At 70.9% G+C, this 11,798-nt stretch carries 12 protein-coding genes; 6 read left to right on the top strand and 6 right to left on the bottom strand.

Annotation, left to right across the window (positions count from 1 at the left end):
* Positions 1–95: 95 nt before the first annotated feature.
* Both CEP17_RS10175 and malQ read left to right on the top strand, forming a co-directional pair.
* On the top strand, positions 96–1,421 hold the full coding sequence (locus tag CEP17_RS10175) for a GAF domain-containing protein (protein ID WP_036319520.1): 1,326 nt from the start codon (positions 96–98) through the stop codon (positions 1,419–1,421).
* 98 nt (positions 1,422–1,519) lie between these two features.
* Positions 1,520–3,655: a 4-alpha-glucanotransferase gene (gene malQ / locus CEP17_RS10170; RefSeq protein WP_112932153.1), complete on the top strand. Its 2,136-nt coding sequence runs from the start codon at positions 1,520–1,522 to the stop codon at positions 3,653–3,655.
* On the opposite strand, the gene CEP17_RS10165 is transcribed toward malQ, so the two are convergent.
* A complete protein-coding gene (locus CEP17_RS10165; protein ID WP_239498501.1) occupies positions 3,627–4,550 on the bottom strand; it encodes a DMT family transporter in 924 nt (307 codons plus the stop codon). The two genes, malQ and CEP17_RS10165, sit on opposite strands and share 29 nt — an antisense overlap.
* Before the next feature lie 40 nt (positions 4,551–4,590).
* On the opposite strand from CEP17_RS10165, the gene CEP17_RS10160 reads away from it, so the two are divergent.
* The 3 genes from CEP17_RS10160 to CEP17_RS10150 all read left to right on the top strand — a co-directional run bounded on the left by CEP17_RS10160 (position 4,591) and on the right by CEP17_RS10150 (position 7,324).
* The gene (locus CEP17_RS10160) at positions 4,591–5,082 is read left to right on the top strand and encodes a MarR family transcriptional regulator (RefSeq protein WP_112932151.1); all 492 of its coding nucleotides are present in this window, start codon (positions 4,591–4,593) and stop codon (positions 5,080–5,082) included.
* A gap of 219 nt (positions 5,083–5,301) precedes the next feature.
* Positions 5,302–6,849 (top strand): aldehyde dehydrogenase family protein, encoded by a 1,548-nt coding sequence (locus tag CEP17_RS10155; protein WP_112932150.1) that lies wholly within the window; start codon positions 5,302–5,304, stop codon positions 6,847–6,849.
* Positions 6,850–6,940: 91 nt separating this feature from the next.
* A complete protein-coding gene (locus tag CEP17_RS10150) occupies positions 6,941–7,324 on the top strand; it encodes a DUF779 domain-containing protein (RefSeq protein WP_112932944.1) in 384 nt (127 codons plus the stop codon).
* A 46-nt stretch (positions 7,325–7,370) separates the two neighbouring features.
* Here the strand turns inward: CEP17_RS10150 and CEP17_RS10145 are convergent, their stop codons facing one another.
* Positions 7,371–7,739 carry a VOC family protein gene (locus tag CEP17_RS10145; protein ID WP_036319525.1) on the bottom strand — a complete coding sequence of 123 codons (369 nt, stop codon included), beginning with the start codon at positions 7,737–7,739 and terminating at the stop codon, positions 7,371–7,373.
* Positions 7,740–7,797: 58 nt separating this feature from the next.
* Between CEP17_RS10145 and CEP17_RS10140 the strand changes: the two genes are divergently transcribed.
* Complete coding sequence (locus tag CEP17_RS10140) at positions 7,798–8,241, top strand: MarR family transcriptional regulator (RefSeq protein ID WP_036319527.1); 444 nt, start codon at positions 7,798–7,800, stop codon at positions 8,239–8,241.
* Here CEP17_RS10140 and CEP17_RS10135 read toward each other — a convergent pair.
* The 4 genes from CEP17_RS10135 to CEP17_RS10120 are packed head-to-tail and all read right to left on the bottom strand — an operon-like array spanning position 8,238 to position 11,764.
* Complete coding sequence (locus CEP17_RS10135; RefSeq protein WP_112932149.1) at positions 8,238–8,843, bottom strand: response regulator transcription factor; 606 nt, start codon at positions 8,841–8,843, stop codon at positions 8,238–8,240. The genes CEP17_RS10140 and CEP17_RS10135 overlap by 4 nt on opposite strands.
* On the bottom strand, positions 8,840–10,003 hold the full coding sequence (locus CEP17_RS10130; RefSeq protein ID WP_239498500.1) for a sensor histidine kinase: 1,164 nt from the start codon (positions 10,001–10,003) through the stop codon (positions 8,840–8,842). Before CEP17_RS10130 ends, CEP17_RS10135 begins: the two co-directional genes overlap by 4 nt.
* Before the next feature lie 25 nt (positions 10,004–10,028).
* Positions 10,029–10,862: an ABC transporter permease gene (locus CEP17_RS10125; protein WP_016463852.1), complete on the bottom strand. Its 834-nt coding sequence runs from the start codon at positions 10,860–10,862 to the stop codon at positions 10,029–10,031.
* The gene (locus CEP17_RS10120) at positions 10,859–11,764 is read right to left on the bottom strand and encodes an ABC transporter ATP-binding protein (RefSeq protein ID WP_036319530.1); all 906 of its coding nucleotides are present in this window, start codon (positions 11,762–11,764) and stop codon (positions 10,859–10,861) included. The genes CEP17_RS10125 and CEP17_RS10120 overlap by 4 nt, the downstream gene beginning before the upstream one ends.
* Between the last annotated feature and the right edge of the window lie 34 nt (positions 11,765–11,798).

Here is an 11,798-nt window from a genome sequence, read left to right as displayed (position 1 = left end):
CATGCTCCGGCGCGTCGAATCTTGGCGGCTCGGGGCAATCTTGGCGGCTCGCGATCTAGACTGACGGCACCTCCTCACCGTCGAACGGAGTTGCCGTGCCCTCGCCGTGGTCATCGCGCCGCGAGGTCTCGCCAGAGACGTCGCGTCTGCTGATCGAGCGCGCGCACGAAGAGCTGGTCGGCGGCAACATCGGAGATCCGCGCCTGGGTCAGATCCGCCCGCTCGTGCAGGACTCCTGGCGCCGCTCGCTCGCGCACCTCGTGGGTGCCGAAGGGCTCCCGCCACTCGATCTCGGCGACGAAGAGCTCGAGGCGTACCGGCAGGCGCATCCGCTCTCGGCAGCCATGGACATGATCCGCGCCCTGCTGCTGCCGGGCGGCGAGAGCGACTCGGGAGTCGTGGTCGCCGTGGGGGATGCCGTCGGCCGGCTGTTGTGGGTGGAAGGCGACCGGCGGGTGCGAAGCCTCACCGGAGACATGGGCTTCGTCGCCGGCGCGAACTGGTCGGAGGAGGCGGTGGGCACCTCGGCTCCCGGCACCGCCCTGGCCCTCGGGCGCTCGGTGCAGATCCATGGGGCGGAGCACTTCAACCGCCTCGTGCAACCGTGGTCGTGCACGGCGGCACCGGTCTACGATCCGGAGACGCGCCGGGTTCTCGGCGTCATCGACGTCACGGGCGACAGCGATGCCGCCACCCCGCAGGCGCAGTTGCTCGTCGACGCGACGGCCCGCGCCGTCGAGTCCGAGCTGCTCGTGGGGCGGCTGCGCGCCCGTGCCCAGCCTCCCGCGCCGCGGCGGGCGCGCCGGCCCGCGGCGACGGCGACCGCGACGACGATGTTGCGCGTGCTCGGACGCGACCGGGCGCTCCTCGATGTCGCCGGACCCGACAGCGCCACGGTGACCGAGCTGTCGGCGCGGCACGCCGAGATCCTTCTCATGCTCGCTGTGCACCGCGAGGGGCTTTCCGCCGAGCGGCTCGGACAGCTCGTGTACGGCGAGGACGACGCGGAGGGAACGCTGCGACCCGAGCTGGTGCGCCTGCGCAAGGTGCTGGAGCGGGTGGCGCCGCAGCTGGTGCCGGCATCCCGCCCCTACCGCCTCACGGCAGAGCTGCACACCGACGCCCATCAGGTGGTCGCGTTGCTCGGCCGCGGTGCGCACCGCGTCGCGCTCGCGGCCTACCGCGGGCGCGTGCTGCCCGACTCGGTCGCGCCCGGCGTGGAGGAGTTCCGCGAGTCGGTGCGCCTCGCCCTGCGCGAGGCCCTGCTCACGGAGGCCTCCGTCGACGTGCTGCTCGCCTACGCCGACACCGACGACGGCGCCGACGACGCCGAGGTGCTGCGCCTCGCGCTCGAGATGCTGCCGGCGCGCTCGCCGCGGCGGGCCGGCCTCGTCGCGCGGTTGGAGAAGCTCGAGCGCTGAGCGGCGCCGGGTGCCCGGCGCCGGGTCTGGACGACAGGGGCCGGGGTGGGGTGCCAGGATGGGCGCAGACGCCCGCGTGGCGCTGAGGGAGGATCGACATGACCGACGACGCGCCCACGCCCGACCTCGTGCGACTCGCGAGCGCCTTCGGCATCGCGACGGAGTACTGGTCGTTCTTCGGTGACCGGGTGCACGTCCCGGCATCCACTCTGCGGGCGGTGCTGGCGGCGATGGGCGTCGACGCCTCGACGGATGCCGCGATCAGCGCGGCCCTCGTCGCGGAGGAGGAGCGCGTGTGGCGCGACCTGCTGCCGGCGTCGGTGGTCACCCGCCCCGGGGTCGGCGTGCTGTGGGTGCACGTCGACGACGGGCACGACGTCGCGCTGACCGTCGATCTCGAACACGCTGGGACGCGTGAGCTGACGATTCCGGAGCAGCGTCCCGCGGCGCGGCTCGTCGACGGTATCCTCCGCTGGCGCGTCGAGGTGCCCGTGCCCGCCGACCTTCCGCTAGGCTGGCACACCCTGCGTGCCGAGCAGCGCGCGTTCGGTGCGGCGGAGGCCGACCGCGCGGCATCCATCCCCTTCGTCATCACCCCGGATCGCCTGGGCGATCCGCCCGCGCGGCGCGGCCGCGACCGCGGGTGGGGGCTCATGGCGCAGCTGTACTCGGTGCGCTCGCGCGCCTCGTGGGGCCTCGGCGACTTCGCCGATCTGGGCGACCTCGCCGCCATCGCCGGACGCCGCGGCGCCGACTTCCTGCTCATCAACCCGGTGCACGCCGCCGAGGTCACGAGCCCCATCGAGCCGTCGCCGTACCGCCCGGCGACCCGCCGCTTCCTCGCACCGCTCTACGTCCGCCCGGAACACATCCGCGAGGTCGCCGCGCTCACACCCACCGAGCGCGCCGTCGTCGAGGCGGCTCGCGCACCGGTCGCGTCGACCGACGGCGACGCCGACCGCATCGACCGCGATGCTGTCTGGGCGGCCAAGCGGCTCGCGCTCGACGCGATCTTCACGGTGCCGCTCTCGCCGTCGCGGCGCGCCGAACTCGACGCCTTCGCCGCGCGCGAGGGCCAGCCGCTGCAGGACTTCGCCCTGTGGTGCGCGCTGGAGGAGCACTACGCGGGCCGGGAGCGCCCGGCCGACGTCGACGACATCCGCTCACCCCTGGTGGCGGCGCTGCGGACGAAGCTGGCGGACCGGGTCGCGTTCCACGTCTGGTTGCAGTGGATCGCCGATCAGCAGGTCGCCGACGCCCAGGCCGCAGCGCGGGCGGCGGGAATGGCGATCGGCATCATGCACGACCTCGCGGTCGGGGTGCATCCGCAGGGCTCGGACGCGTGGTCGCTGCGCGACATGTACGCGACCGGCATGGCCGTGGGCGCTCCGCCCGACATGTACAACCAGCAGGGGCAGACGTGGAACCAGCCGCCGTGGCTGCCTCGCGCGCTCGCCGAGGCCGGATACGCACCCCTGCGCGACATGATCCGCACGCTCCTGCGGCACGCCGGAGCGCTGCGCATCGACCACGTCATCGGGCTGTTCCGGCTGTGGTGGATTCCCGAGGGGCTCAGCCCCGCCGCCGGCACCTACGTGCGCTACGACCACGAGGCGATGATCGGCGTGCTGCTGCTCGAAGCCCACCGCGCGGGTGCCGTGTTGATCGGTGAAGACCTCGGCAACGTCGAGCCTTGGGTGCGCGACTACCTGTCGGCGCGCGGGGTGCTCGCCACCTCGGTGCTGTGGTTCGAGCGCGAGGGCGACGGATTCCGGCCGCCGGAGCAGTACCGCCGCTCGCTGCTGGCCACCGTCAACACGCACGATCTTCCGCCGACCGCGGGCTACCTCGCCGACGAGCACGTCGCCCTCCGTGCCCGCCTCGGTCTGCTCACCCGCCCGGTCGAGGAGGAGCTCGCCGATGCGGATGCCGAACGCTCGAGCATGCTGGCACTCTTGCGCGAACGCGGACTGATCGGCGACGAGCCCGGCGAGGCGGAGGTCATCGAGGCGCTGAACGTGCTGATCACGGCATCCCCCGCGCAGCTGATCGGCGTCGCCCTCGTGGATGCCGTCGGCGAGCGCCGGGCGCAGAACCAGCCCGGCACCGACCGGGAGTACCCGAATTGGCAGATCCCGCTGGCCGGTCCCGACGGTCGCGCCGTGCTGCTCGACGACCTGGCCGACAATCCCCGTTTCGACGCGCTCACGCGCGCCGTCGACGCTCACCTCTGACGAGCGGCGGCGCCGCGGGCGCAGGCGCCGGTCCGTCGGTGGCGGCGGCCGGTGGGAGGGTGCCGGCGAGAACGCCGACGACCACGAGCACGAGTCCGAGCAGCTGCGCGGGACCGAACGGCTCGTGCGCGACGACGACGCCCAGGAGCACACCGGTCACGGGATTGAGCAGCCCGATCACGCCGACCACGGCCCCGGGCAGGCGGGCGAGCCCGGTGAACCAGGCGGCGTAGGCCACCGCCGTCGCCACGAGGATGATGTACACGAAACCGAGCAGCGCCGGTCCGTCGAGCGCCGGCGGTGCACCCTCCACGACGATCGCGACCGGCATCACGACGAGCGACCCCGCGATGAGCTGCCATGCCGTCATCGTCAGGGGTGGCACGTCGGCTCCCCACCGCCTCGTCAGCACGAAGCCGAGCGATGACGACAGCATCGCCACGACGGATGCCGCGATGCCCCACCCGTCGGCATCCCCGCCGCCGGGCTGGAGCATGACGATCACGCCGACGATGCCGAGGACGGCACCGCCGGCGGCCCGAAGAGTCGGACGCTGGCGGAGCATCATCCAGCTGAGCAGGAGCAGCGCCGCCGCAGACGTGGACATGATCGTCGCCGCCAGGCTCGTGGCGAGTCGCTGCGCCGCGACGTAGACGAGGACGTTGAGGCCGCCGACGGTGAGAGCGCCGAGCACGAACGAGCGCCACCACCAGGCGCCGCGCGGCAGGCGCCGTGTGACGAGCAGCACGAGAAGACCCGCCGGCAGGCAGCGGATGACGGCGCCCCACAGCGCCGCGTCGGGCGGGAGCAGGTGGCGCGTCACGAAGTACGTGCTGCCCCAGGCGACGGGGGCGATCGCCGTCACGAGTACCCAGCGACGCCTTTTATCTTCCATGGAAGAGAATATAGCTTCCACGGAAGGTAATGTCGAGGGTGTGCAGGATCACGTCGACCTCGTCCAGGAGCAGTGGCGCCGCGAACGCCCCGATCTCGATCCCTCTCCGCAGGGCGTGATCGGCCGCGTCCATCGCCTGGCCGCGGCACTGACGGCCGAGCTGACCGCCGTCTACGCGCAGTTCGGGCTGAGCGAGGCGGAGTTCGACCTCCTGGCATCGCTTCGCCGCGCCGGTGCGCCGTACGAGCTGCCGGCGGGTGAACTGGCCGACCACACGATGGTCACCACCGGCGGACTCACGAAGCGGGTCGACCGCCTGATCGAGCGCGGCCTCGTCGTCCGCACGGATGCTGACGACGATCGCCGCCGGCGCCTCGTGCGCCTCACCCCCGAGGGCGTCGAGCTCATCGACCGCGCGTTCACGGCACACCTCGCCAACGAGCACCGCCTGGTCGCGCTCCTTCCCGCGGACGACGCCGCCGCCGTGCGCGACGCCTCCCGCCGCTGGCTCACCGCCCTCGGCCACGACTGACCCCGGCATCCCCCCGCCCCCCGCGAGAAACCACGCGCACGCCGAGAAACACCCCGCGCACTGGTTTCTCGGCTTGCAAGGTGTGTCTCGCGGCGGATGCCACGCGGATGCCGCGGCTCCCGCCGCCCATGCAACGCGATGCAACGTTGCGGTGCGTACCGTCGGCGCATCCGAACGCGGCGGGGATGCCGCGGACCATGCACTGTCGAAGGAGACATCATGACCATCGTCGAAGAGGGCGTCTCGAGCGTCTACGCTGCTCCCGGCCAGCGCGGGGCCATCGCCGAGTACCGTCAGCGGTACGGCCACTACATCGGCGGCGAGTTCGTCGAACCGATCAAGGGGCAGTACTTCGAGAACATCACCCCGGTCACGGGCAAGCCGTTCACCGAGGTCGGCCGCGGTACCGCGGAAGACATCGACCGCGCCGTCGACGTCGCCTGGAAGGCGTTCGAGTCGTGGAAGAAGACCACCCCGGCCGACCGCGCGAACATCCTCAACAAGATCGCCGACCGCATCGAGGCGAACCTCGAGAAGATCGCCGTCGCCGAGACGTGGGAGAACGGCAAGCCGGTCCGTGAGACGCTCGCCGCCGACATCCCGCTGGCGATCGACCACTTCCGCTACTTCGCCGGTGTGCTGCGCGCCCAGGAGGGCACGCTCAGCCAGATCGACGAAGACACCGTCGCGTATCACTTCCACGAGCCGCTGGGCGTCGTCGGCCAGATCATCCCGTGGAACTTCCCGCTGCTGATGGCGACATGGAAGCTCGCGCCCGCGCTCGCCGCCGGCAACTGCGTCGTGCTCAAGCCGGCCGAGCAGACCCCGGCATCCATCCTGTTCCTCTTCGACATCATCGGTGACCTGCTGCCGGCCGGTGTCGTGAACATCGTCAACGGGTTCGGTATCGAGGCGGGCGCGCCGCTCGCCCAGCACAAGCGCATCCGCAAGGTCGCGTTCACGGGAGAGACCACGACCGGTCGGCTGATCATGCAGTACGCGTCGCAGAACCTCATCCCGGTGACGCTGGAGCTCGGCGGCAAGAGCGCGAACATCTTCTTCGAGGATGTCGCCCGCGACCGCGACGCCTACTACGACAAGGCGCTGGAGGGCTTCACGTTCTTCGCGCTCAACCAGGGCGAGGTCTGCACCTGCCCGTCGCGGGCGCTCATCCAGCGCTCGATCTACGACCAGTTCCTCGGCGACGGCCTCGAGCGCGTCGGCAAGATCATCCAGGGAAACCCCCTCGATCCCGCCACCATGATCGGTGCGCAGGCCTCCAACGACCAGCTCGAGAAGATCCTCAGCTACATCGAGATCGGCAAGGCCGAGGGCGCGAAGCTGCTCGCCGGCGGGGAGCGGGTGGACCTCGGCGGCGAGCTCAGCGGTGGCTACTACGTGGCACCGACGGTGTTCGAGGGACAGAACTCGATGCGCATCTTCCAGGAGGAGATCTTCGGTCCCGTCGTCTCGGTGACCAGCTTCGACGGCTTCGACGACGCCATCCACACGGCGAACGACACGCTGTACGGCCTGGGTGCGGGCGTGTGGAGCCGGTCGGCCGACACGATGTACCGCGCGGGTCGTGGCATCGAGGCGGGTCGTGTCTGGACGAACACGTACCACCAGTACCCGGCGCACGCCGCGTTCGGCGGGTACAAGCAGTCGGGCATCGGACGCGAGAACCACCTCAAGATGCTCGACCACTACCAGCAGACCAAGAACCTGCTCGTGTCCTACGCCGAAGGCGCGATGGGCTTCTTCTGAGTCGAGACACATCGGCGAGACACGACCTGCCGCCCCAGACGCCCGTGCGTTTCGGGCGGCAGGTCGTGTGTCGGCGGAGAACGGGACGGTCATGACCACCACACTCAGCAGGGTCGCGGTGACGGATGCCGCGGCATCCCTCCTGCGCCAGCTCACGGCGCAGCACGGCAAGCTCATGTTCCACCAGTCCGGCGGATGCTGTGACGGCAGCGCACCCATGTGCTACCCCGTCGGGATGTTCCTCACCGGGCCGTCGGACGTGAAACTCGGCGACCTCGACGTGGGGCTGGACGACCCGATCGAGGTCTTCATCTCCGCATCGCAGTTCGAGTACTGGAAGTACACGCACCTCACGATCGACGTCGTTCCGGGCCGCGGCGCGGGCTTCAGCGTCGAGGGGCCGACCGGCATGCGCTTCCTCATCCGCTCGCGGTTGCTCGACGACGCCGAGCTCGACCACTTCGGCCTGCGCTGACGCCGGCATCCATACGGTCGGGCTCGCTCGCTCGCTCGCCCGCCCGTCAGGCGCGGTCGTGGAGCGTGATCCGGTACCCGTCCGGGTCGACGAACGTGAAGGTGCGGCCGAACGGGCCGTCGATCGGAGCGGCGACGATCTCGTGGCCGGCGGCGACCAAGGCGTCGTGGATCTGCTGCACGTCGGTCGCGTGCAGCCAGAGGGCGATGCCCGCTCCCGGCGGGGTCGCGCCCTCGCGGACGGCGTCATCGACGATGTCCCGCACGGCGAATGCGATGGGGGTCGTCGCGAAGACGACGGCGTGCGGGGGTCCTGCCGGTGAGCGCGTGAGCCCGAGGAACTGCTCGTAGAACGCCTGGGAGGCGGCGAGGTCGCGAACCTGCAGGGAAATGAAGTCGGGGCCGGTGGCGGGCATGAGTTGTTCCTTTCGTATGTCAGTTATCTGACACGCAAGTGTATGTCAGGATACTGACATGAGTCAACGCACGCCCGTCGTCGATCTACCGACCTCTGTCGGCTATCGCCTCAAAGAGGCAGCGAGCGCTCTGAGGAGCGCGATGGAAGACGTTCTCCGTCCGCTCGGGATGAGCGTCACCCATTACGCGTGTCTCGAACTGCTGGCACAGCGTCCCGGGCTGTCGAACTCGGATCTGGCCCGTGGCACCTTCGTCACCCGCCAGACCATGAACGTGCTGCTGCAGAAGCTCGAGCGTGATGGTGAGATCTCGCGGCCCGACACCCCCGCCTCCGGCAAGGTGCTCCCGGCGACGATCACCGATCGGGGCCGCACGGCGCTGTCCGCCGCCAGCACGGCCGTGCGATCGGTGGAGGATCGCATGTTGGACGGTCTCGACGACGGCGACCGCGACGAGGCGCTGCGGCTGCTCGGCGCGATGATCCGCTCTCTTCGCGGCTAGAGCCAGCCGTTCTCGTCGGCGACCCGCACGGCGTCGGCGCGGTTGCGGGCACCGGTCTTGCCGATCGCGCTGGAGAGGTGGTTGCGCACCGTGCCCTCGCTCAGGTGCAGCATCTGCGCGATGTCGGCGATCGAGCCGCCCGTCCGGGCCACCGCGAGCACGTCGGTCTCGCGGCCGGTCAGGGGCGACTCGCCCTGCGCGAGCGAGTCGGCGGCCAGGGCGGGATCGACGACCCGCAGTCCCTGCGCCACCCGTCGGACGGCGTCGGCGAGCTGCGCAGCGGGCGTGTCCTTCACGACGAATCCGGCCGCGCCCGCCCGCATCGCGCGGGTCAGGTAGCCCGGACGGCCGAACGTGGTCACGATGAGCGTCCGGCACGTGGGCAGCGCATCGCGCAGCGCGGATGCCGCCGCGATCCCGTCCATCCCCGGCATCTCGATGTCGAGCAGCGCCACGTCGGCGGATGTGCGCACGGCGGCATCCACGACCTCGTCGCCGCGACCCACCTCGGCGACCACCTCGATGTCGGGCTCGAGACCCAGCAGGGCCGACAGAGCACCGCGCACGAGCGCCTGGTCGTCGGCGATGAGCAGGCGGATCACAGCGTGACCTTCAACAGGAATCCGCCCCACTCGCTGCGGCCGAGCGTCAGACGCCCGCCGGCCGCCTCCACCCGTTCGCGCAACCCGATCAGTCCGCTGCCCGCCGTACCCGCGCCGGACGCCGGTCCCACCCCGTCGTCCTCGATGCTCACGCTGCGGCCGCTGAGGCGCACGCGGCAGCGCGACGCGTGCGCGTGGCGGATCACGTTGGTCACGCCCTCGCGGACGATCCAGCCCGCCAGCTCACGCCGCTCTGCGGGCACGTTCTCGGTGGCGGTGGGCAGTTCAGCGGCGATGCCGGCGGCATCCAGCGCCTGCCGAGCGGCCGCCAGCTCGCCCGCCACCGTGATGCCGCGGTAGCCGGCGACCGTCGCGCGCACATCGGCCAAGGCGCCCCTCGCGAGGGCCTCGACCTCGGCGACTTCCGCCTTGGCCCGCGCGGCATCGACGTCGATCAGTCGGCCTGCCAGCTCGGTCTTCACCGTGATCACGGTGAGCGAGTGACCGAGGATGTCGTGAAGGTCGCGCGCGACGCGGCTGCGTTCGCGCTCGACGGCCATCTGCGCCATCTGATCCCGCGTGGCGCGCAGGGCGTTCATCGCGGCGATGTTGCGGCCGAACGCCGCCATCATCGCGGAGATCGAGACGATGATAGCCGGCAGGAACAGCACGCCTTCCGTCCACCCGTCCGAGATCACGCCCGTGACGAGCGCCGTCGCTCCCAGCACGAGCAGCAGCGTCCAGGTGGTGCGCAAGCGGACGACGGCCATGCCGATCGCAACGCCCACGTAGCTCCACACACCGCGGACATCCCACCCGATCCACGGGAAGAGGGTGAAGGAGAGGAGGAACAGCCAGGCCGCCGGCAGCAGTCGCAGCCGCGGCGGCAGAAGGCGCGACACAGGGATCGCCATCAGAAACGATGCCGCGAACAGCACCAGCAGGGCGATCACGACCGCGCTCGAGACCGCGGTGTCCGCGGCGGCGACGGCCTCGGTGGCCACGATGAACAGCCAGATGAGCGAGATCGAGCCGCCGACGTACCAGCCTCGGGCGGCGCGGGCGGTCAGCAGCTCGCGCGCCGTGGGTGTCGTCGACGAGGCGGGGACCGGGGGGATGTCCCACCCGGTCCCGCCGAGATCGTCTCGTGTCGCGCTCACGGACTTCACTGTAGGGCGCGCCGACTCAGACGCGCTTGGTGTCGCGCCGGAACGCCCACGTCGTGCCGGCGACGAACAGCACGAGCCAGACGAGCGCGTTGACCAGCCACATCGCGTCGAAGCTCTCGCCGGTCAGCGGCGAGCGGGCGAGCTCGCCGATGCCGTAGACCGGGGTGAACTTCGCGATGGTCTGCATGAAGTCGGGCATGCTGCTGAGCGGGTAGAACAGGCCCCCGAGGAACGACAAGAACACGACGACGAGGCTCGTCACCTGCGCGGCGTTCTCGCTCGGCATGAGGTAGCCGACGAACAGTCCGAGCGTCGTGAACACGGCGCTCGCGAGCACCCAGCCGACGAGCCCCGTGCCGATCCACTGACCGACGCTGAGCTGGATGCCGCTGATCGCGCCGGCTGCATATGTGGCGACGACCGCGAGAAGGCCCAGCACCATGCCCGCGATCATCTTGATGATGATGTTGACGAGGGGGTTCAGGGGCGTCAGGCGCAGCTGCCGGCTCCAGCCCTGCGTGCGTTCCAGGGCGACGGCAGCGCCGGTCTGCGTGGCCGACATCATGGCGCCGTACATCGCCATCGACACCATGATGTACGCCGCGACCGACACGCCGCCGTCGGCGACGGGCGTCGCCGTCAGCTGCTCATCGCGCAGACGCAGACCGATGATGACGTACATCACGACCGGGAACGCGATGGTGAAGAAGAGGGTGCGGCGATTGCGCAGGCGGCGCTTGAGCTCGATGCCGAGGTAGGTGAGGTTGAAGCCGCCGAGCGGCGGGACGCGCCGGTCGAGGGTGACGCGATCGGCGGACAGCGCCGACGGCGCGGAGGATGCGGTGCTCATGCGGAGGCTCCTTCGGAGGTGAGGGCGAGGAAGACGCTCTCGAGGTTCTGTGAGGTGATCTCGATGTCGCGGGCCGCCGTCTCGGTGAGGAGGTGGCGCGCGACGGCATCCGAGTCCTTCGTGTGGATGCTGATGCGGTCGCCGGCGAACTCGACGTCGTCGACGCCGGCGAGTGCGGCCAGGCGCGCGGGGTCGGCGCCCGGGAGGGTGGCGCGCACGATGCGGCCGGAGACCAGATTCTTGATCTCGGCGGTGGAGCCGTCGGCGACGATGCGGCCTCGGCTCATGAGCACGATGCGGTCGGCGTACTCGTCGGCCTCGTCGAGGTAGTGCGTGGCGAAGAGCACGGTGCGTCCGCGCGCGGCGTCGGCGCGGATCGCGCTCCAGAACGCGCGGCGGCCCTCGACGTCCATCCCGGTGGTGGGCTCGTCGAGAATCAGCAGACCCGGGTCGCTCAGCAGCGCCATCGCGAAGCGCAGCCGCTGCTGCTGACCGCCGGAGCACATCCCGACGCGCCGGTTCGCGATCTCGCTGATGCCGGCGCGCTGCATGACCTCCTCCACCGGGCGGGTGTCGGCGAACAGGCTCGCCGTGAGCGCGAGCGTCTCGCTGACGGTGATGTCCTTCAGCAGCCCGCCGGTCTGCAGCACCGCGGAGACGAGCCCGTGCGAGATGGCCGCGCGAGGGCTCTCGCCGAAGACGCGGACAGCGCCGACGTCGGGGTCGGAGAGCCCCAGCAGCATGTCGATCGTGGTGGTCTTGCCGGCGCCGTTCGGGCCGAGGAAGGCGACGATCTCGCCCGGGCGCACCCGCAGATCGACGCTCTCCACCGCTCGGACACTGCCGAAGCTCTTGCGCAGGCCCGCGGCATCCACCGCGAGCAGTCCCTGGTTCTCATCCATGTCTCCGACTCTGCCCGCGCGCCGGCCCGTGCAC

This window comes from Microbacterium sp. PM5 (genome assembly GCF_003293595.1).
Lineage (GTDB): Bacteria > Actinomycetota > Actinomycetes > Actinomycetales > Microbacteriaceae > Microbacterium.
Note: the sequence above shows the minus strand (reverse complement) of the source record. Positions and strands in the feature narration are given on the sequence as shown.

Coding starts and splice junctions, on each gene's coding strand:
- CEP17_RS10155 (WP_112932150.1), top strand. CDS start 5,302: ATGACCATCGTCGAAGAGGGCGTCTCGAGCGTCTACGCTGCTCCCGGC.
- malQ (WP_112932153.1), top strand. CDS start 1,520: ATGACCGACGACGCGCCCACGCCCGACCTCGTGCGACTCGCGAGCGCC.
- CEP17_RS10165 (WP_239498501.1), bottom strand. CDS start 4,550: ATGGAAGATAAAAGGCGTCGCTGGGTACTCGTGACGGCGATCGCCCCC.
- CEP17_RS10125 (WP_016463852.1), bottom strand. CDS start 10,862: ATGAGCACCGCATCCTCCGCGCCGTCGGCGCTGTCCGCCGATCGCGTC.
- CEP17_RS10150 (WP_112932944.1), top strand. CDS start 6,941: ATGACCACCACACTCAGCAGGGTCGCGGTGACGGATGCCGCGGCATCC.
- CEP17_RS10120 (WP_036319530.1), bottom strand. CDS start 11,764: ATGGATGAGAACCAGGGACTGCTCGCGGTGGATGCCGCGGGCCTGCGC.
- CEP17_RS10145 (WP_036319525.1), bottom strand. CDS start 7,739: ATGCCCGCCACCGGCCCCGACTTCATTTCCCTGCAGGTTCGCGACCTC.
- CEP17_RS10140 (WP_036319527.1), top strand. CDS start 7,798: ATGAGTCAACGCACGCCCGTCGTCGATCTACCGACCTCTGTCGGCTAT.